Source organism: Ruegeria sp. AF2 (genome assembly GCF_056542025.1).
Map to the genome: position 1 here is coordinate 449923 of NZ_JBQFZC010000002.1, position 20766 is coordinate 470688.

Genomic DNA, 20766 nt, shown 5'->3' on the forward strand with positions numbered 1-20766 from the left:
CACGCTGTCACAGCGCTACTCAGGGAGATAGGAAATGATTGTTCGCAGGCTTTACTATTTCCTCAGCTATGTCTGCTTGCCTTTGACTTTGCTTTGGGGTTTTTTCTGGCCACCCGCCCACTGGTTGCTGATCATACTGATCCCCTATGCGGTTGTCGGTCTCTACGATATGCTGACAACAAAGCATAATGTGCTGAACAACTACCCGGTACTGGGTCACTTCCGATATATGTTGGAGTTTGTCAGCCCTGAAATCCGGCAGTATTTCGTTGAAACCAATGAAAGCGGGCGGCCCTATAATCGGATCATCCGCAGTCTGGTCTATTCCCGCGCCAAGGGGCAGGTGGATACTCAGGCGTTTGGCACTCAGTACGATATCATGACGGTAGGTTATCACCGCGCTGATCACTCGCTATCCCCCAAGCACGTTGAAGAGAGCGAAGAACGGGTGATACTGGGCGGCCCTCAGTGCGACAAACCCTACAATGCGTCGCGTCTGAACGTATCAGCAATGAGTTTCGGTGCACTCAGCGCCAACGCAATCCGTGCTTTGAATGGCGGTGCAAAAGATGGGGGTTTTGCGCATAACACGGGCGAAGGCGGACTGTCCCCCCACCATCTGGCAGAAGGTGGAGACATCATCTGGCAAATCGGAACAGGATATTTTGGATGCCGCACGCCTGATGGTGGGTTCGATAAGGACCTGTTTGCCGAAAAGGCCAAGAAAGATGTCGTCAAAGCGATCGAGATCAAATTGTCGCAAGGGGCGAAGCCGTCTCATGGCGGGGTCCTACCGGCAGCAAAGGTGGATGAAGAAATCGCCGAGATTCGTGGGGTTCCAGTACATCAGGATGTGATTTCCCCACCTATTCATTCGGCCTTTGATGGACCAACTGGATTGATGCATTTCGTTCAGCATCTGCGAGAGATGTCAGGTGGCAAGCCCGTAGGCTTCAAACTGTGCATCGGTCGTCGATCCGAGTTTATGGCGATTTGCAAAGCGATGTTGGAAACTGAGATTCTGCCTGACTTCATCACGGTGGACGGCGCGGAAGGGGGCACTGGCGCTGCCCCGGTCGAGTTCACCAACCGATTGGGGATGCCGCTCAACGAGGCACTGATATTTGTAAACAACTGTCTGCGCGGTATCGGGGTCCGCGACAAGGTGCGGGTGATCTGTTCGGGCAAAGTGGCCACTGGGTTCGATATGGTCGAGAAATTCGCTTTGGGTGCGGATATGTGTAACGCGGCGCGGGCGATGATGTTTGCGGTGGGGTGCATTCAGGCGCTGCATTGCAACACCAACAGGTGCCCCTCGGGGGTAGCGACGCAAGATCCGATCCGTGGGCGGGCAGTGAATGTGCCACAGAAACGACAGCGCGTGCATCGGTTTCATGACGCGACGCTTGAAAGCTTCCGCGAGATATTAGGGGCTATGGGCAAAGCAAAAGTTTCCGACCTGCGCCCTGCCGACATCCGGCGCCGAAATGCGGATGAACGAGAGCGGTCTTATGCCGAGCTATACAGCTTTCTGGATGACGGCTCTTTGTTGGGCAAGACCATCCCCGAAGAGTTCGCCGCTGACTGGCAAGTCGCCTCAGCAAGCCAGTTCTAGCGACCACTAGCTAGGTCTTGATCGCGGGTTATTGAGCGTATGCGTATGGATTTTGCGGATACTCCATTCCACGGCATCCCGCATTGTCTTGCCCAAGGCGATATCAAAGGCCTCAACCAGTTCGGGTGTTTTATCGCTGGTCGCCAGCACTGCTTCCTGGAATGAGCTTGAAGCGATGATCTTGTCCTCATACTCATCGATAATCTTGATATTGATGCGCACTTCTACGCGGACCGTCTTCGTGTCTTCGGTTTCGCTGATGACGATGCCCTGAAATTCGCGCAGATCAGGCGCGATCACATAGTCCGCTCTCAGGCCTACGGTCGAACGTCCTACGGCCGCGACCTTGCCCGAATTTTCGTAACTTTCTACCATCAGCGCCTGCACAATTAACGGCGCGCGATCCACCCATCGGGCCCGCGGCAGATACTGAACCTGAAGCAAGGTGGGCTGCACGGCGATCTGATCGGTGTTCACGGCCGCCGTCGCTGTGGGCTCTTCGACAACGATCTGTTTTTGGATACGCGGCAGCGATGACGAGAACGTGCTTTTGGGTGTCAGCAAATACAAATCATTGGGCTTAGAAGCCTGCCGCAGCGTGCCCAAGCCCGTGCAGCCCGTCAAAGCGGCCAAAACCAGAGTCAATATTAAGGGCCGTATCATTGACGAAACTCCGATGCTTGGGTGCCTAACAAAAAGCGGGCCGGGTCGCGTTCGACCTTGTCGACCAATCTATCCAGACTGATGACCAGACGTTGTGATTCCTCGATGAACCGGATGAACTGAGGCAACCCAACGCGCAAGAAGTCCGAAACCTGACGGCGGTTGTCCTGAACGATCCCGTCGATGGTTCCCAGCAGATCCGACGCCGATTGGGAGGCGCTGAGAACATCGTCGGAAATCTTGTCAATCTTTTCGGTGATGTTCGAGACGGTTTCCGCAACCTGATTAGCCGCCTTACTCACATCTTCAGCGACAGGTGAGATATCCTCGTCCATCACGCGGTTTGCCGAGTCAAACGCCCTCTCTGCTGAATCGAGCGCCCCTTTGGCTGAATCCATAGTCGATGTAACCGATTCAAGGGTGGTGTTTGCATTCAGAACAGTTTCGCTGATTACCTCAAGCGTAACGCTGCCTTCGTCTGACAGCCGAGTAAGCCTTTCGGCCAGAATTGACCCGCGTTCGATAAAGGGCCGGATATCCTCCTGAATCACGCTTTCAGCACTGGCAATGGCGTTATTTGCAGTCTCTAGCGTTGTTTTGGCGGATTCTGAGGTTTCTTTGATGCTCTTCAGCGTGTCCGTTCCTGTGCTCAACGTCGTCTCGGCCGTATTCGCCAACGTATCCAGTCTCTTGGTAAATTCTCCAACGTCTTTGGCCGCACCGCCCAAATCGGACGAGAGCGACTGGAAATCCGTCAGAGTTTTATCCAGCTTGCCCGACGCTTCTGCCAGATTGTTCAGGATATCCGACACCGCCTTTCGGTTTTTGTCATCAACAACCGAATTGAGGTTCTCCAGCAGGGTGACCGCCTTTTCCAGAACCTCTGGCGCACCCTCAAGCAAGGATTGAATCGAACTGCGCTTGCTTGGGATGACACTATTCTGGGCCAGCCTTTCTGCGGTTGGAGACCCTCCGGAAAGCTCAACATAAGCAACCCCTGTCACACCCAGAGATTGCAACTGTGCGATGGTTTCTTTGGTAACAGGAATGTCGGCATCAACCTCAAGCCGCACTCGCACCTTTGACGGGTCATCTTTGTCCAAGTCCAGGGAAACCACCTGACCCACAGGCAAGCCGTTGTAATTTACGCCACCTGCAGCCGACAGGCCCGAGACATTGTCGAACAACACATCATAATAGGCGTATTGCCGGGTCACTTCGAATTTGGCGAGCCACAGGAAGAACCCGAAGGCACCAAGGATGCCCGCCAGGGTGAACGCACCGATCAGGATGTAATTCGCTCGGGTCTCCATCGCCTCTACCTGTCCTGCCCCTTCTGTTGTGCCGCACGGGCGCGGGGGCCTGTGAAATATTCCTGAACCCAAGGATGGTCGACCTTGGTCATCTCTTCTATCGGACCTTCAACCAGCACGCGTTTTTCCGCAAGTACCGCGACGCGATCACATATGGCATAAAGGCTGTCCAGATCATGCGTTACCATGAACACGGTCAGCCCCAACGTGTGCTGAAGTTCCCCGATCAGGTCATCATATGCGGCGGCCCCGATCGGGTCCAACCCGGCAGTTGGTTCGTCCAGAAAAACGATTTCAGGGTCCAGCGACAGGGCGCGGGCCAACGCGGCGCGTTTACGCATTCCGCCGGACAGTTCCGAAGGGAACTTGCTACAACTTAGTTGAGGCAAGCCAACAAGACTGATCTTCAGACCACCCAGTGCGGCCATCAATTTTTCACTGATACCCGTGTGCTCGCGCAGAGGCGCCATCACGTTCTGCAATACAGTCAGTGAGGAAAACAGCGCACCGTCCTGAAATGCCACACCCCAGCTTCTTTCGATCCGCTGACGTTCTTCTTCGGGGCCGTTAAGAACATCGACGCCAAGAACCTCAATACTTCCCGACTTGGGCTTGTTCAGCCCGACGATCGTACGCAAAAGCACGGACTTCCCAGTGCCCGATCCACCGACAACACCCAGCACTTCACCGCGCCAGACATCGAGGTTGAGGTTGTCGTGGACCACTTGCTCGCCGAACTGGTTGGTTAAATTGCGCACACGAATAACGGCCTCGCGTTTCGCGTCGGATTGGGGCTTGTCCTGAAGCGCGGCTCCATCCATGTCAGATCCCCAACTCTGAGAAGAAGATCGAAAACAGGGCGTCGATGGCGATGACCATAAAGATCGATTGCACGACCGAGGCTGTCGTCCGCTGACCAACGCTTTCGGATGAACCTTTGACCTGCATAGCCTGCCAGCAGGCAATGACACCGATCACCAGTGCAAAGAACGGTGCCTTGATCATCCCGACGGCAAGTTGTGCGACGCCGGTATTTTCCTTCAACCGGGTCAGGAACATGCCAGGGCTGACACCGAGGTCAATCCAACTCATCAACGCTCCGCCGATCAGGCCAGCCATATCGGCAACAAAGCCAAGAATGGGCAACATGATCAACAGCGCCAGAACACGGGGAATGACCAGAACTTCAATCGGATCCAACCCCAGGGTGCGCATCGCATCAATCTCTTCCTGCACCTTCATCGAGCCAATCGAAGCCGTAAAAGCCGACCCGGAGCGACCTGCGACGATGATTGCTGTCAGCAGGATACCAAGCTCACGCAGGATCGAGATGGAGATCAATTCGACAACAAAGATCTCAGCCCCGAACTGTTTCAACTGCGTCGCGCCCTGAAAGGCCAGAACGACGCCGATCAGGAAACCCATCAAGGACACAATCGGCAGCGCCTTGAAGCCGACTTGCTCCATCTGTGACACCAAGGCAGCACGACGCAGTCGCCATGGCATGATCAGAGTCCGGACCAATCGATGCAGAGTAAGGCCAAGAAAGCCGATGATTGATAATGTGTCCTGCCAGGCGCCCAAAGTTTTTTGCCCAATCCGGGCAACCCAATTCACAAAGCCATGCGGCGGCAGTTCTTCTCCTGTAACCTCGGATATGTTGTGCGATACTGTTTCGATCAATGACGAATGCGCAGGGGCCAACCCTTCGAGCTGGACCTGAGCGCCCTCGCTTCCCATCCGCTGCACCAGATTGGCGACTAGCCAGGCCCCTCCGGTATCCAGTGATTCCACCTGCGACATGTCCACAATGACATCTTGGCCGTTGGGCTTTTGGGCAGCAAAACCCGCTTCGACACGATCCAACGATTGAGTGCGCAGATCTCCGGCAAGGCGGATACAAACGCCGGTTGCGCTGGTCTCGGAAATAATCGTCGGCCGTGTCATAGCGGTATGTGATGGCAAACACCGGGTCGCTGCAATGGATTTGTTCGAACCCCTCAGGATTTTGCACCCGCGCATTGCGGTAGAGCGACAGTGAAGCCCATGGTTCCGGTTCTGGAGCAGGCAGAGCGGGCGAGCCATGCGTTTCGCGTGTTTGCATTGTGGCGCAGGCTCAGTCGGGGTGTTCTGAATGAGGGCGGACAAGCAGAACTATTAATATTCAGATAATTATAGACAAATGTCCTTTGTAAGGTATCGTGAAGCCGAAGTTTTCCTGTTGCGGTTGTGTGTTCGAACAGGCGGCTTGGTCGGGCAGCAAGTGGGCCAATTGGGCGCTTCTTCACCTTGTCTCCGGCTTTTGCCTCAAATGCCTGTCAGGCGCGGATTGAGAGGTGATTGATGGTCGATTGGCTGGTGCATATTCTTCAAAACTACCCTGAATTGGCGGTGTTCCTGTCCATCGGTATCGGCTTTCTCGTTGGTCCCTGGAAACTGATGGGGTTCAGTCTGGGCACGGTCACGGCAACGTTGTTGGCGGCGGTGGTGATCGGGCAGGCCCAGATTGAAATCGACTCGGCGGTCAAATCGACTTTCTTCATCTTGTTCATCTTTGCTGTGGGCTACGGTGTCGGACCTCAGTTCATCCGCGGCCTGAAAGCAGACGGCGCGCGCGAGGTGTTCTTTGCGCTCAGCGTGCTCGCACTTTGCCTTGTAATCCCGATCATCGCAGCCAAGGTCGCGGGTCTGGAACTTGGCTATGCCGCGGGGCTTTATGCCGGATCGCAGACGATTTCAGCGGCGATCGGTGTTGCCACCGACCAAATCGGCCAGCTGGGCCTGTCGGCGGAACAGGCCAAAACCTATGCGAACCAGATTCCGATTGCCTATGCGGTGACCTATATTTACGGCACAATCGGGTCGGCCATCATTCTGGCCAAGATCGGCCCGCGTCTGATTGGCGTCGATCTGGTCGCGGCCTGCAAGGAATATGAGGCTAAGCTGGGTGGCACGACGTCGGTTGAAACCGGTGATGGCATCGTCTCGGCATATCGCGCGATCGAGGCGCGGGCCTTTGAGATCCCAGAAGGTAGCGATTTGCTAGGGCAACCGGTCAAAGATCTGATGCCCGGTATCCGCATCTATGCCGAACGCCTGAGACGCGACGGGAAGATCATAGAGGTAGATGATAACACCGTATTGCAGGCCGGAGATGTTGTGATGTTCTCAGGCCGCCGCGCTGATCTGGTGAGTTTGCTTGAGACCAATCTTACAGAAGCTGACGCGCCTGATCTGCTGAGCATACCGTCGGAAAAACTGGATGTGCTGATCACAAGCAAAGAGGTTCATAACAAGACGCTTGAAGAGCTAAGCAAACTGTCGATCGCGCGGGGCATTTATGTCTCGAAACTGATGCGAAACATGCAGGATTTGCCGCTGCTACCCGGGACAGTCGTGCATCGTGGTGACATCGTCACAATTCAGGGCAGCAAGCGGCATGTCGAGGCCGCAGTTGCCCAGATTGGCTATGCCGACCGCCCGGTAGACACCACGGATCTGGCCTTTGTAGGCTGGGGGATTTTCATCGGCGGCATCATTGGAACATTGTCAGTCATGATGGGTGGTTTCCCGATCAGCCTTTCCACTACCGGAGGCGCGCTGCTGGCTGGGCTGGTGCTGGGTTGGCTGCGTACGGTGCACCCGACCTTTGGGCGCATCCCGGGGCCGGCACTGTGGTTGATGAACACGCTGGGCCTGAACGTCTTTATCGCGGTGATAGGGATCACCGCAGGGCCGGGATTTGTCGCGGGACTGCAACAGGCCGGTATTGCGCTGCTGCTATGGGGAATCGTCGCGACTTCGCTACCAATGATCTTTGCAGTTTACGTCGGGCATTACGTATTCAAGTTCCACCCGGCTATTCTGTTTGGTGCCTGCGCAGGCGCACGCACCACCACTGCCGCGTTGGGTATGATCCAGGAAGCCGCGCAAAGTCGCATCCCGGCGCTTGGCTACGGAATGCCGTATGCGATCGGAAATACACTATTGACCATCTTCGGGATGGTCGTTGTTTTGATCCTAAGCTGATTTGGAGAGGTTCACGTTATGGATAGAGTAGCGCTGCACGATTACGAAGCACTCAGCCCGTTTCAGATCAAGGATGAGCTGATCAAACTGGCCTCGGCCGAGGCGCGTAAGGCCAATAGCGCTTTCCTGAACGCGGGGCGCGGCAATCCTAACTGGGTTGCCACCCGTCCGCGTGAGGCGTTCTTTGCCCTTGGTCAATTTGCCATAACTGAATCCAAACGTGTGATGGACCACCCCGCTGGTTTAGGCGGAATGCCGGCGCAGAAAGGTTGCCATGGACGGCTGCAGAGCTGGGCGTCTGATCATTCCGACACGCCGGGCGTCGATACGCTGCTTGAGGTCGTGGCGCATGCCATATCCGCATTTGATTTCGATGCGGACGAGTTTGTGCATGAACTGACGGATTCGATCATCGGTGATAACTATCCGGTGCCTGACCGCATCCTGAAACACAATGCCACCATTGCCCATGAATACCTGATGTGGTCCATGTGCCGAGGTCACCGGCCTGACGCTCAGTTCGATCTGTTCGCAGTCGAAGGCGGCACGGCGGCGATGTGTTATATCTTCAAGTCTCTCAAAGCCAATCGGCTGCTGAACCCGGGTGATACGATCGCGTTGTGTACACCGATCTTCACCCCCTATCTGGAAATGCCAGAGCTTGAGGATTACAGCCTTGAATCCGTCCATGTGGAAACCGACGAGGAAGACGGCTTCCAACTGACGGATGCCGCAGTGGAAAAGCTGAAAGATCCCAAGGTAAAGGCGTTCTTTCTGGTCAACCCGGGCAATCCGTCTTCGGTTGCACTAAGCACCGCATCACTGCGCAAACTGGCGGATTTGGTGGAAAACCACCGTCCCGATCTGATCGTGTTGACGGATGATGTCTACGGCACCTTTGTGCATGATTTTACCTCGGTCATGGGCCATCTGCCACGCAACACGATCGGGGTGTATTCCTATTCCAAGTACTTTGGCTGCACCGGCTGGCGTCTTGGCGTGATTGCTGTCGCGCAAGACAACATCTTCGATCTGAAACTGGCGGATCACCCGGATGAGATCAAACAGGCCCTGGACAAGCGCTATGGCACGCTTAGCCTGACACCGCGCGACATTCGCTTTATCGACCGGCTTGTGGCCGATAGCCGCGATGTGGCTTTGAACCACACGGCGGGCCTGTCGCTGCCGCAGCAGGTGATGATGACACTGTTTTCACTCAGTGAGTTGGTCGACAGCAAGAAGATCTATCAGACCGCCTGTATGGAGTTGGTTCATCGCCGTTTCAAACTGCTGACCGAAGCGATGGGCATCGAGGTGCAGGCAGGTGAGCATTACGACGCCTATTACGGCATCATCGATTTCGAATACTGGTTGCGAAAATATGTCGGTGAAGATGTCGTGGCTTGGATCAAGCAGAATGTTCATCCATTGGATATCGCGTTCAAGCTGGCCGAAGACTATGGCATCGTTTTGCTGAACGGCAGCGGATTTGATGCGCCCGGATGGTCGGCCCGTGTGTCCTTTGCCAACCTGCCGGACGAGGCTTATTCGCAGATTGGTACAGCCGTTCGATCAGTGGCACGCGGCTATGTTCAAGCCTACCGTGCCGCAAACAATTTGCCGCTGCACGGATAGGTAAATCTCCCTACACCTGCGCCTGAACTGGTGATACCCATGGGCGCAGGGGAGGATGAATTTGGACATTTCCGAACAGCGCATCAAGGCGATGACCACGGCTGGCCTGAACCTGATCGGTCAGGCGCTGTCAATTTATGACAGCCAATTGCGTCTCGTTGTCAGCAACCTGCGGTTTCAGGAAATGTTCGACCTGCCAAACGAACTTGTCGAGCCGGGGGCTCTGTTTCGCGACACAATTTATTTTCTCGCTAGCCGCGGGGAATACGGTTCGGTCGGCGATGTTGACGAGATGGTCGAGCTACGCGTTTCACAGGCCCTCGCGTTTGAGCCGCATTATATGGAGCGCACCCGGCCCAATGGTCAGGTGATCTCGGTTGAAGGTGCACCTTTGCCCAATGGGGGTTGGGTGGCCGTCTATACCGACATAACTCGCACGAAGCGGGTAGAAGATTTGCTGCGCGCCCGTTCAGAAGAACTGTCTGGCCAACTTCTGAGCCATGCCGAAGAGCTTTCTGCAACAAACCGCAAACTGGCCGCAACCATCACCGCGCTGGAAGAAGCCAAGCGTCAACTGACCGAGATCGAGGCCCGTACGCGGATGACGACCGAGATGATGCCGGCTCATATCGCGCATCTGGATGCCGATGGACGATACGATTACTCAAACCGCCGCCTCAGTTCGGTCATGCCCGGCCGTCCGTCTGACATTCTGGGCCTTCATATTTCAAAGGCTTTGGGGTCATCTGCCTATGACCGGGTAAAGCCACATCTGGAACAGGCCTATGGAGGCCAACCTTCGGTTTTCGAGTTTACCGAAGATCAGGATTCACGCCGCATTCGGGTATCATTCACCCCGGATAAAGCGGGTGGTGTTTATGTCATGTCGGTGGATATCACCGAAGAAACTCAAGCCCGTGTCGCCCTTCAGCAAACGCGGCGCAGAGCCATGGCGGCGCAGATGACAAGCGGGCTTGCCCATGACTTTTCTAATTTGCTGACCATCATTCTGGGCATGCAGGCGCGATTAGAGAGGATGAATCTGCCCGAGGAAGCCGATCAGCTAGTCACGGCTACGCAACAAACTGCCCGACGCGGGGGGCAATTGCTGAATCGCATCGCAGACATGACCGGCAATCGCACGCCTCAACCTCAGGCGACGGATATGCGCGGTTTACTTGAAGATTTGCGAATCCTTGCCACCCCGTCCTTGCCGCGGGGCATGGGGTTGTCGGTGGTCAATACTCTACCCGACAAGGCGCTGATGCTAGATCCCGGCATGGTTCAGGATGCACTGCTGAACCTGGTTCTGAATGCGCGGGATGCTTGCGGCACATCGGGCCAGATCACGATCACTGCGCATGCAATCGGGACAATATGGGTTGAGATCACGGTGTCGGACACTGGCCCGGGGTTTACCGGGGAAGCATTAAAGAAGGCGTTAAACCCATTCTTTTCCACCAAAGGCAGCGATGGCTCGGGGTTGGGACTTCCAATGGTCTACGACACGGTAAAGCTGGCGGGCGGTGACCTTAATTTGCGCAACACGCCTTCTGGTGCTTCGGTCGTGATACGTTTGCCCTACCGTCCTGCCCCGTCCGCGCAAGCGGGTCTCGTATTGTTGGTTGAAGACAGCGATGACCTGCGCAGTCAGTTCCGGGATATGCTGGTCGATTTGGGGTGTTCGGTGATCGAGGCAAGCTCGGTCGATGAAGCTTTGACCTTGACGTCGGAAATCGGTGATATCGCGCTGGTTCTATCAGATATTAAGCTGGAGGGCGAAGGCACTGGGATCGACATTGTCGACCGCCTGAATGGTGCGTTGCCCTGTATACTGATGACGTCGCTGCCGCTAAATGACCCGCTACATCATCAGGCATTGACCCGTGCACCTGTCCTAAGCAAACCATTCACATCGTCGCAATTGTCGGCGTTGATCCGAACCGAGGCCGCCTGAATGACACAACCTTTGGTGACCATTCTCGATGACGAACCTGAAATCCGCCGTATCCTAACGGAAGCGCTGGAAGATGCCGGGTTTCAAACTCAAAGCTTTTCACGTGCCCGTGAATTTGAAGCTTCGCTGAAAAGGGTCACTCCGGATCTGTGTTTGGTGGATTTATCATTGCCGGATACTGATGGACTTGCACTTGTGCACAAACTTGCGCTTGAGCAAGGTGCTGCCGTCATCATCATATCAGGCCGCGCTCAGGTGCAGGACCGGGTAACGGGATTGGAGCTTGGCGCAGATGATTACATCACCAAACCATTTGATCCAGCCGAAGTAATTGCTCGGGTGCGCGCTCGGCTACGCTCTACTGGACCAGCAACGCCGAATTCAGACATAGCCGAATTCAATGGTTGGACCGCACAGTTTGATCGATATGTCTTGATCAATGCCGATGGCGTCGAGACACCTTTCAGTCATGCCGAAGGTGAGGTTCTGCGATTGTTTCTTGAAAGTCCCAAACGCCTGATCAGCCGCGCGCGCATGCAGGACATGTTGGGTGGCGGGGCAGGTGACAGCTTTGACCGCGCTATGGATGTTCGGATTTCCCGCTTGCGAACGAAGCTGGGCGAAGATCCCAAAAACCCGCGCCTTATTAAAACGATATATGGTGCGGGATATATCTTTCTTGGTGACGTGACCTGGTCTTAGTCGTCGGTCCCCCCCGACGCCTAAGATGTCTATCGGCTGGTGCTTTGCTATCTGCTGCCCATCTGTCGTTCTCTTCAATCGCGCAGCGCCTCGTCTTTTATCTTCAGAACAGGTTGGATCAGATAATCCAGAACTGACTTTCGGCCTGACAGAATATCGACCTGAGCGATCATTCCTGGGATGATTTCAACCGCTGTACCACCCGCATCCAACATCGTGTCTGACGTCTGAATTTCGACGACGAAAACCTCTTCTTCACTTCGTTCCGAGCGAGTGATGGTGTCGGCACCGATTCGAACGATCTCACCATCCAGACTGCCGTACCGCGAAAAATCGTAGGCCGTGATCTTGATTTTGACCTTTTGCTCTGGGTGCAGGAAGGCGATGTCCTTGGGCCGGACATAGGCTTCCACCAACAATCTGTCGTCCAACGGAACAATCTCAATCAGTTCCTCACCGCTTCGGGCCATCCCGCCGATCGTCGTCCGGTGAATCCGGTTTACGACACCCCGTACGGGGGCCCGGATCAGCGCGCGAGACGCACGGTCACGCAAAGAGGGCAGGGCAGGTTGCAAGGCGGCAAGCTCTGCCGAAACCAAAGCCAGATCAGTTAGTGCGGCACTACGAAACCGACTGCGCGTCGCGCGGACCTTGTCATCCACTTCATCCAGCCCGGCCTTCAACCGGTTGATCATCGCCTCTGCTCTGACCTTGCGGCCTTTCCATTCCGCCTCGCTACGGCGCAGGGCCAAAAGGGTTGTTGCCGGTTCCATCTTCTGTTCGACCAACGGCACCATCATAGCGCGCTCATCGGCCAAAACATTCAGGGTCTCGGTTGACGTGACCTGGTCAACCAATCCCTCTTCGTACTCGCGTTGCCGCTGTTCGCGCTGTCGAGAGAGAATTGCAATCTCAGCTTCAAGTTCTGCTTGCCGACCGTGGTACAGCGCAGTCTCCGACCGCACGACATCTGGCGCGCCAGTCAGAAGATCGTCGTCGAACTCAAGCTCAGCCCCATCGATTTCGGCACGTAGTCGTTGTGCGCGGGCCATCAAACCAAAGGCACGCTGTTGCTCTTGGCTCAACTCTCGTTCGATCTGAGTAGTATTCAGCTCCATCAGCAATGTACCAGCCTCAACCACCAGACCCTCGCGCACGTGAACGGACCGCAAAACACCGGGTTCGGTCGCTTCGATCACCTGAATATCGCCGGATGGCACGATACGCCCATCTGCCCTCACGACATCGTCGAGTTCAGTTAAATGAGCCCAGGCGACGGCGCTTATCAAACAACTGAGTATCAGGAGCAGCAGCAATGATCCCCGCAGCGGTGACCCGCCACGCATTTCACAGGCGAGGCTTTCCAGATCAGGATGCCGCGACATTCAGATGCCTCCCGGGTTTGCGAACTGTCTGCGTCAGGATGTTTTTGGGTCCATCCATCGCAATTTTGCCATCCTCAATCACTATGACCCGATCAACCAGTTCCAGCAGGCTGGTTCGGTGCGTCACAATGATCATCGTGGTATCTGGCGTGGTCTTATAAAGGCGGCGTATAATTTCGGATTCGGATTTGACGTCCATCGCACTCGTAGGCTCATCCAGCAGCAGGACAGGAGGATGCCCGATAAGCGCCCGGGCCAATGCAATCGCCTGCCTTTGACCACCTGACAATCCTTCTCCTCGTTCGGCTACAGGCTGATCATAGCCCCGTGGGTGCCGCGCGATAAAATCTTCGACACCTGCAATGCGCCCTGCACGGATCAGTTCATCATCACGCGGGCGCACCGACCCGCTGGCAATGTTTTCCCGGACGGTACCGGAAAACAGCCAGATGTCTTGCAAGACTGAACCAATATTTCGCCGCAAGTCGCCGGGATCAATCTGGCGAATGTCCAGCCCGTCCAACATCACCGAGCCCACGCGCGGTTGGTAGAGGCCCAACAGCAGTCGCGCAATCGTACTCTTGCCCGACCCAATCTGGCCCAGGACAGCGACTTTTTCACCGGGTTCGATTGTAAATGAAACACCTTTCATCGCGTCTTCCGTTTGATCAGGATATGCGAAATGAACATTGTTAAACGTTATCCGCCCGGAAAACTCGGATCTGCTGATCCAAGATTTGCCTTCAGGCCGCTCATTGCTCGCCTGCATTAACGTGTCCAGATTGCGGTAGGCACTGCGTGCCTGATTGACACGTGTCAGGGTTTGCGCCAATTGTCCCAGCGGTGCCAGGGCACGGCCGGTCAGCATCACCGACGCAACAAGTGCCCCCATGCTCGTCTGGCCATCCGTGATCAGAAATACACCATAAAAGACGATAAGAACTTGCGCGGCCTGCTGAGTAAATCCAGTTAGGTTCAGGGCAAATTGAGTAACGGCCCTGCTGCGTGATCCGTAGTTTGACTGGCGTGCAATTGCACCTTCCCACCGCATTCGCATCTGCCGACTGGCGGCGGTTGTCTTGATGGTTTCCAAGCCTGATACAGCCTCAACCAGAACAGATTGCTTGGATTGTCCGTCTGCAAAACTTTGTTCAGCAAGACGCGACAGGATCGGTTGAACAGCCAGTCCGCTGAGAAGAACGACTGGTACAGCGAGTGCTGGAACAAGCGCCAGCGGGCCGCCCACCATATAGATCGCGAATATGAATACCGCGATGAATGGCAAGTCTACGACAGCGACGAGTGTGGCAGAAGTGAAGAATTCACGCAAAGTTTCGAATTCGCGGATGGTACTGGCCATTGCACCCGTTGAGCCCGTTCGGGACGACATGCGAATATTCAGCACCTGGTCAAATACTCGCCGTCCCATGGACATGTCAGCATTCTGGCCGGCGCGATCTATGAACCCCGCGCGAAGGAGCTTCAGCGCGAAGTCAAAAAGAAGCGCCAACCCCACGCCAAGCGTCAAAGCTATCAGCGACTCGGTCGCCTCGTTGGGCAAAACCCGGTCGTAGACGATCATGATAAAGACTGAGGTCGTAAGCCCCAGAACGTTTGCCATCGCCGCAGCCAGCGCCACCTGAACGTAAGACCAGCGGTTTGCGGAAAGTGCCGACCAGAACCAATGACCCCGCTGATCCGCTTGATCTGCGTTAACCTCGTCGCGGTGCAAGGGTCGAAACAACAATGCATAGCCCGTGTAGACTTCGCCCACGCCGCTTTCGGGAACCTCTCCGATACCGTCATCCAAAGCGGGGTCGTAAAGCAATAGATCGCCATTGCGCGTGCGCCCGTGGTACACAACGGCGCGATCGCCTTCCAACAACAAGATCGCAGGTGCCAGCGTTGTATCAAATGCCGACAGCTTTCGCGCACCAAACCCGACCTGCAGGCCTGCTTGTTGTGCCGCGTGCATCGCATCGCGCACGGTCAACTCACCTGTATCACCAGATTGGCAGGCGTTCAGTGCTGCCACTGTCAACGGTCGCTCAAGTGTCGCCGCGACATTCAACAAGCAAGCTTCCAGTTCGGTCAGAGTTGCACGATCAACATTCATAGCGACTTATCCAGCGTGTCCATCGTGAACCCCGGAAAATCCAGAATGTTCTCAGTTAGGCTCAATGAGGCGTAATTGGCCAAAGCGAAGTTCTGTTCTGCCAGAATCAGCCGTTCCTGTAGCTGCATGTAGTTGCGTTTCTTACCCGACACTCGGGATTTCGCGGTCAATACACCCATTCTAGATTCATGACCGTTTGATACCCGCAAGCAAGACGGCACTTCACTACTATTGGAGTTCGTCTGTACGGGCCGAGCTATCAACCCCAATAAGGCCTGAGCCAAAAATGCACCGCCAGCGGCATTCTGGTAAGCTTGGATTGTCCTTGTTTTGGACCCACTTCGTGCCACAATCGAACTGCTCTGAACAGCCTGTCGCACTTGTTGGTTAAAAGCGTTCTTTGAAAGTTGTTTTGATCGTGCTGTTGCGCTTGCTCCGGTCGTTCCTCGCGTTAAAGATGTCTCGACATCGGCTAGGTTGGGCGTTGAGGTGCAGGCTGAAACTGACAGCAACCCCGCTGTTATGCCAAGGATTCCAAGCCCGAACTTAACCCATTGCATGGATCGCGCCCTCCTTGCATTGTCCGTGCCGAACTTCTTCAGCAAGTGCAGTCATGAATCCGCCAAAGGTGTCGTTTTGTTCTGAACTCCTCGTGCCTGATTGGCTCTGTGCACTGGACAGCCAAACGCAATGCGACAGGGATACTTGATGAGCGTGAATCAACCGTAGCGCGCCGCTGGAAAGCAGGGACAATTTATAAGACTCGGGCAATCGTTCCAGCAGAATTGGATCAACGCCCCAGTAACCCTCGGTCAAAGTGATGCCATTCTGTTCGTCCAGTGGTACAAGCAGACCCATTTCAGCGATCAAAGAGCAGACTTGGTCCGTTTTGTTTGCCGAGGCCAGGCGATTTTGCAGAAAGCGGCGCACATCGCATAGATCCTGCGTCAAAAGTCCGTCCACTGTAAAAAATGGTTGGTCCTTAGGGTCATGTGTAACCAACCCTGAAACCTCGTCGACAAACAGACGTGACCGAGAGTCGCCCTTTTTCAAAGCTTCTGCCTGGAATGGAAAGCAACGCAACGCTGAGGGCACATAAGGCGCAAGCCAGCGACCGTTTTGGTCGACGAAGGGCTGTGCCACTTCCGGGATGACTGAGAATAGTGCGACGGGAGAAAAACCTGTTTGGTTTGAAAGGAACACAATCGGAAAAGATGTGGCAATTTGCGGAACTTCTGAGATGACGATGGGACAGGCGTCCATCTCTGCAACAAATTGGTATGATGTGAACCGGCGCCAGAATCGATTCCTGTGCCGTACAAGGCTGACTGGGAAAAGGCCGTTCTCTGCCATGTGATCCTCTTGTTCTGAAGAGGCGAGGCTACATTTGTGCATCGCCCCAAGCTAAATCCGCCGTTTAGGCTGAAGCGCCAGTTGGGTCAGTGATCAGGATGTTGTCGTCGGACAAACTGCTCAGATCGGAAAGGCCGTCGAACTGTGCAAGCGCTTCGACCGACGCCGAATCTGGGCCAGAGTAGTCAACCTTGACCAGAATGCTGTCAGTGCCGTCCGTTGCCAGCAGATACATCTCATCACCTGATTGAGCACCATTCAGGTTTTCGGCTGCGCTAGTGATTGTATCCAGATCAAGGTCCGAAAGCGTGGTCTCCAGCCCGACGAACCCGGTGTTGGCACCAATTGTGCCGCCGGCCACCAAGGTCTCCACACCGGTCCCGTCGCCGCGAAGCGATGTGGTATTCAACCCCTGGAACATCAAGGCGTCAGAAACGCTGGCTGCTGGGCCCAGTGTGAAACCATTGATCGTATCAATGCCATTTGAAGATGGGTCAGCTTCGAAAACGATGACGTCTCGACCCGCCCCGGACACATCTATGGTGTCGTCGCCCTTGTTGCCGCGGATGACATCATCAACATCCGAGCCCGTAATGGTATCATTCCCACTGGTGCCGAGATGGAGCTGTGATGGCCCTCCGTCTGGAGTGGTCAACGTCAAAACGATGGGTTGGCTCGCGTCCTGAACTGTCATGGTAAATGTCACCACAGGCTGCGATAAGTCCCCATAGCTCGTGGCCGCGCCCGCGAAACTGATTGCGGAACCTCCATTCGGGTTAGCCAGAAAGAGATTGAAGTCAGGGTTTTCTGTCTCGGAGCCGCTATCGTAGGTCGCCACCGAAGGATCGAACCCCAGCTCGGCGGTAATGGCCAGACCGCTTGAGATATCGCGATCGGAATCTGCGTAGACCTCGAACGTCACTGTCGTTCCGCTGCGACCGGCTTCAACGATGGTGTAGGCCGCCGGAACATGAGCAATTGCGTGTTCGGACACCGGATCAGGATCGGGGCCGCCTGCGACTGTCGCCTGTGCTTCGAAATCGAGGGCGTCTCCCGCTTCAATCGAGGCAAAGCTTGCGGCAGGCGCGGACAGGGTCCAGCTCCCATCGGCCGCAACCGTCGCCGAACCAAGCGAGACCGAGTTAAGTGTAACATCGACCGCTTGTCCGGCTGACAGGCCTGCGGAACTGCCTGATACGGTCATTCCAGTGTTTTGTGCATCGCTCAGCGACACGGCACTATTGGCACCCAGATCATCGATGTAGAGGATAGGTTTGAAATCCGTGGCCAACATGGTTGTCGCATCGGTTGCCGGGTTTCCTGCGGCGTCTTGAACCGATGCCGTGACCGCAAAATTGCCTCCATCGGCCAAACTGGCCAAATCCGCCGAAGGAATGCTTGTGCTCCACAAGCCACCGGAAACCACCGCACTGTAGGTCTGGTTATTAAGGCTAATCGTTACAATCTGCCCGTCCTCGGCATTTGTTGTCCCCGACACATTGAGGTCTGTTCCCTGTTCAACGATATCCAGAACCCATCCAACCGAAAGCGGGTTCAATGCAATTGTTGGTGCGCTGAGGTCGGTGCTGAAACTGGTAGTCGCAGCGTTCGTGTTGCCAGCCGCATCCGTGATTGAGGCGTTCACGTCATACGTTTGCCCGTCCTGCAGGCTGCTCAAATCGGCAGCAGCCGCTGTGAATGTCCAGATGCCACCATTTACAGTGGCGGTTCCGCCGGTCAGAACCGCACCTCCGGATTGGATGATCTGTACCGAAACTTGCGTACCATTGGCCGCATCAGAAGTTCCCGAGACCACCAGATCCGTTGCTTGTTCGGTCAGGTTGACTACAGCTCCACCTGACAGTGATGATATGGCGAGCGACGGGGCGGTGAAGTCCGTGTCAAAGCTGTTGGTCGCCTGTATCGCCAGATTGCCGGCGGCATCCGAGACATCCGCTGTCACGCTGATCGTGGTTCCATCGGGTAGCGCCGCCAAATGCGCCGAGGGGACACTCACCGACCACCCCCCGGTTGAGGCCTGTCCTGTGTAGGATTGGCCGTTCAGATTTACGGTGATTGTCTGACCATCTTCGGCGGATGTAGTGCCCGTAATGGTCAAGTCCGTACCACGTTCCGCAGCATTCAAAACCGCTCCGTCCGAAAAACTGTCGATACTCAGAGTTGGGGCGGTGACATCTTTGGATAAGTTGACGCTGGCTTGCGGGGCGACAAGGCCGTCGGCGTCCGTCACGTCGCCTGTGATATTGAAATCTCCGCCATCGGCAAGCGCAATGAGATCGGCGCTGGGGATTGTCACACTCCAACTGCCGCCCGAGACCGAGTCGGTATAAGTCTGCCCATCAAGGGCTACTGTTACCTGCTGCCCGTCGGTTACGTTCCCTGTTGTCCCGCTTACGACCAGGTCAGATCCGGTTTCGACCGTATTCAGGATAGCCCCGACCGACAAGGGAGTGATTGCAATTGATGGGCCCGTAAGATCGACCGGAACGGATACCGATATCGGTGTTGCCGAATTGCCTGCTGTGTCGCTGACGGCAACTGAAACGGATGCGGGCACACCGGTTGCCAAACCAGACAAATCGGCATTCGGGATCGTCACTGACCAACTGCCGCCCGATACAGAACCCGTGTAATCCTGACCGTCGAAAGATACATTGACCACCTGGCCGTTTTCAGCTGTGGTCGTGCCCGACAAGACAAGATCCCCAACGACATCGGCCAGATCTATTGAACCGCCACCCACTGGGTTTAGTGTCAGATCAGGCGCAGTCAGATCAGTGTCAAAACTTCCATTGGCCTGAGCTGCTGGGTTCCCAACGCGATCCGATACATCAGCCGTCACCGTGACGCTTGACCCGTCTGGCAGCGTGGTAAGATCTGAAGCGGGCACCGAAACGCTCCAGCCGCCGCCCGAAACGGTGCCACTATAGGATTGCCCACCAATCGCTACCGTTACGGTCTGCCCATTCTCGGCATCCGTTGTTCCAGAGATTTCGAGATTTGTACCTTGTTCTGCAGCATTCATTACCGCACCCGCCGAGAATGTATCGATGGTCAGGACCGGCGGAATGGTATCAACGTCGAACCTTGCGGTTTCAGCCGATAGCTCCATCCCGCTACCATCCAGATGGCGCACGGAAACATCCGAGATCCCCTGAGGCAGGGCCGCTGCCTCGGCCTGCGTTAGTGAAACGCTCCAGCTTCCGTCGCCTGCAGGAGTGACTGATTTTGTCACCGATCCGATGGTAACTTCGACAGTCGTTGTTCCATCCGGCGCTGTTGTTTGGCTGCTGAGATTGCTCAATGCGTTTGATTGCAGCTCAGCCAGGTTCAGGCTGGGCGGTCGAGGAGGTGAGGGGGTAACCGTGGGTTCGGCATCAGTTTCATCGTCGCTATCTCCACCGCCGCCGCCTCCGCCACCGGCAGCTGCAGCACCGGCTATTCCCAGCCCGCCCAAGGCCAGCCCGGCACCGCTTACGCCACCTGCGGTCGCTGCGGTCGCACCTGCGGCCTCTGCGGCTAGATCTAATTGTGCAATTTCGCCGACGACTTCATCTGCAACCATTATGGTGCCGTTTTCCAGAATCTGTACGTTCTCGGCAGAGACAACAATCGTCCGCCCATCTGTCAGTTTCAGCTGCACGTCGCCATTCGAAAGCAGCTTTGCCACCCGAACGCCCGGAATTGACTCAGCAAACTGATGTGACGCAAGCTGTTCATCGGTGGCCTGCGCAAGAGCTGGTAATGCGAATAGTGTCGAGCCAAGGCCGCCAGCAACCCCGCGTCCTACCCATCGCTGAAGTTTTTTGTCGAACCATTTGCGGATATGGCGCGTACGTTGCGCATCGGGCCCGGCGTCCGTGGTCGATTTATTGGTCGAAACGGTATCTTTGGTCATTTTGCCCTCTCATTAGATGGACGCTGGTCGTTGCGTGATATGCTGTTTTCGGCCGATCTGGTCTGTGGTTTGATCTTCT

Annotated in this window: 14 protein-coding genes; 5 read left to right on the plus strand and 9 right to left on the minus strand. The window is 55.5% G+C overall.

The genetic code is table 11. The features are described from left to right. Positions 1-34: 34 nt before the first annotated feature. Positions 35-1615, plus strand: a complete 1581-nt coding sequence (locus ACR0NM_RS09755; protein WP_170635839.1) for an FMN-binding glutamate synthase family protein — start codon at positions 35-37, stop codon at positions 1613-1615. Positions 1616-1621: 6 nt separating this feature from the next. Here the strand turns inward: ACR0NM_RS09755 and ACR0NM_RS09760 are convergent, their stop codons facing one another. Genes ACR0NM_RS09760 through ACR0NM_RS09775 form a run of 4 tightly spaced genes read right to left on the minus strand, consistent with a single transcriptional unit; the run spans position 1622 to position 5538 of the window. Beyond that, positions 1622-2278, minus strand: a complete 657-nt coding sequence (locus tag ACR0NM_RS09760; protein WP_170407827.1) for an ABC-type transport auxiliary lipoprotein family protein — start codon at positions 2276-2278, stop codon at positions 1622-1624. After that, entirely contained in the window at positions 2275-3591 is a 1317-nt protein-coding gene (locus tag ACR0NM_RS09765) for an MlaD family protein (RefSeq protein ID WP_170394518.1), read from the minus strand. The genes ACR0NM_RS09760 and ACR0NM_RS09765 overlap by 4 nt, the downstream gene beginning before the upstream one ends. Before the next feature lie 5 nt (positions 3592-3596). Then, entirely contained in the window at positions 3597-4412 is an 816-nt protein-coding gene (locus ACR0NM_RS09770; RefSeq protein WP_170422811.1) for an ABC transporter ATP-binding protein, read from the minus strand. Position 4413: 1 nt separating this feature from the next. Next, complete coding sequence (locus ACR0NM_RS09775) at positions 4414-5538, minus strand: ABC transporter permease (RefSeq protein ID WP_170511940.1); 1125 nt, start codon at positions 5536-5538, stop codon at positions 4414-4416. Positions 5539-5934: 396 nt separating this feature from the next. On the opposite strand from ACR0NM_RS09775, the gene aspT reads away from it, so the two are divergent. Genes aspT through ACR0NM_RS09795 form a run of 4 tightly spaced genes read left to right on the plus strand, consistent with a single transcriptional unit; the run spans position 5935 to position 11914 of the window. Further along, positions 5935-7620, plus strand: coding sequence for an aspartate-alanine antiporter (aspT, locus tag ACR0NM_RS09780; protein ID WP_170407834.1), 1686 nt, complete (start codon positions 5935-5937; stop codon positions 7618-7620). An 18-nt stretch (positions 7621-7638) separates the two neighbouring features. Next, the gene (locus ACR0NM_RS09785; protein WP_480614387.1) at positions 7639-9255 is read left to right on the plus strand and encodes a bifunctional aspartate transaminase/aspartate 4-decarboxylase; all 1617 of its coding nucleotides are present in this window, start codon (positions 7639-7641) and stop codon (positions 9253-9255) included. Between the two features lie 55 nt (positions 9256-9310). Further along, positions 9311-11212 (plus strand): PAS-domain containing protein, encoded by a 1902-nt coding sequence (locus tag ACR0NM_RS09790; RefSeq protein ID WP_480614389.1) that lies wholly within the window; start codon positions 9311-9313, stop codon positions 11210-11212. Next, positions 11213-11914, plus strand: coding sequence for a response regulator transcription factor (locus tag ACR0NM_RS09795; RefSeq protein WP_170394537.1), 702 nt, complete (start codon positions 11213-11215; stop codon positions 11912-11914). It begins immediately after the preceding gene. Positions 11915-11988: 74 nt separating this feature from the next. Here ACR0NM_RS09795 and ACR0NM_RS09800 read toward each other — a convergent pair whose 3' ends face one another. The 5 genes from ACR0NM_RS09800 to ACR0NM_RS09820 form a co-directional block, all read right to left on the minus strand. Beyond that, positions 11989-13299 carry an HlyD family type I secretion periplasmic adaptor subunit gene (locus ACR0NM_RS09800; RefSeq protein ID WP_170596152.1) on the minus strand — a complete coding sequence of 437 codons (1311 nt, stop codon included), beginning with the start codon at positions 13297-13299 and terminating at the stop codon, positions 11989-11991. Continuing rightward, the gene (locus ACR0NM_RS09805; RefSeq protein WP_480614393.1) at positions 13283-15415 is read right to left on the minus strand and encodes a type I secretion system permease/ATPase; all 2133 of its coding nucleotides are present in this window, start codon (positions 15413-15415) and stop codon (positions 13283-13285) included. Before ACR0NM_RS09805 ends, ACR0NM_RS09800 begins: the two co-directional genes overlap by 17 nt. Next, positions 15412-15594: a hypothetical protein gene (locus ACR0NM_RS09810; RefSeq protein ID WP_480614396.1), complete on the minus strand. Its 183-nt coding sequence runs from the start codon at positions 15592-15594 to the stop codon at positions 15412-15414. The genes ACR0NM_RS09805 and ACR0NM_RS09810 overlap by 4 nt, the downstream gene beginning before the upstream one ends. A 367-nt stretch (positions 15595-15961) precedes the next feature. Continuing rightward, positions 15962-16768, minus strand: coding sequence for a SapC family protein (locus ACR0NM_RS09815; RefSeq protein WP_480614398.1), 807 nt, complete (start codon positions 16766-16768; stop codon positions 15962-15964). 64 nt (positions 16769-16832) lie between these two features. Next, a complete protein-coding gene (locus ACR0NM_RS09820) occupies positions 16833-20687 on the minus strand; it encodes an Ig-like domain-containing protein (protein ID WP_480614400.1) in 3855 nt (1284 codons plus the stop codon). Positions 20688-20766: the final 79 nt, after the last annotated feature.

Coding starts and splice junctions, on each gene's coding strand:
- ACR0NM_RS09795 (WP_170394537.1), top strand. CDS start 11,213: ATGACACAACCTTTGGTGACCATTCTCGATGACGAACCTGAAATCCGC.
- ACR0NM_RS09790 (WP_480614389.1), top strand. CDS start 9,311: ATGAATTTGGACATTTCCGAACAGCGCATCAAGGCGATGACCACGGCT.
- ACR0NM_RS09805 (WP_480614393.1), bottom strand. CDS start 15,415: ATGAATGTTGATCGTGCAACTCTGACCGAACTGGAAGCTTGCTTGTTG.
- ACR0NM_RS09760 (WP_170407827.1), bottom strand. CDS start 2,278: ATGATACGGCCCTTAATATTGACTCTGGTTTTGGCCGCTTTGACGGGC.
- ACR0NM_RS09785 (WP_480614387.1), top strand. CDS start 7,639: ATGGATAGAGTAGCGCTGCACGATTACGAAGCACTCAGCCCGTTTCAG.
- ACR0NM_RS09775 (WP_170511940.1), bottom strand. CDS start 5,538: ATGACACGGCCGACGATTATTTCCGAGACCAGCGCAACCGGCGTTTGT.
- ACR0NM_RS09800 (WP_170596152.1), bottom strand. CDS start 13,299: ATGTCGCGGCATCCTGATCTGGAAAGCCTCGCCTGTGAAATGCGTGGC.
- aspT (WP_170407834.1), top strand. CDS start 5,935: ATGGTCGATTGGCTGGTGCATATTCTTCAAAACTACCCTGAATTGGCG.
- ACR0NM_RS09810 (WP_480614396.1), bottom strand. CDS start 15,594: ATGGGTGTATTGACCGCGAAATCCCGAGTGTCGGGTAAGAAACGCAAC.
- ACR0NM_RS09815 (WP_480614398.1), bottom strand. CDS start 16,768: ATGGCAGAGAACGGCCTTTTCCCAGTCAGCCTTGTACGGCACAGGAAT.
- ACR0NM_RS09765 (WP_170394518.1), bottom strand. CDS start 3,591: ATGGAGACCCGAGCGAATTACATCCTGATCGGTGCGTTCACCCTGGCG.
- ACR0NM_RS09755 (WP_170635839.1), top strand. CDS start 35: ATGATTGTTCGCAGGCTTTACTATTTCCTCAGCTATGTCTGCTTGCCT.
- ACR0NM_RS09770 (WP_170422811.1), bottom strand. CDS start 4,412: ATGGATGGAGCCGCGCTTCAGGACAAGCCCCAATCCGACGCGAAACGC.
- ACR0NM_RS09820 (WP_480614400.1), bottom strand. CDS start 20,687: ATGACCAAAGATACCGTTTCGACCAATAAATCGACCACGGACGCCGGG.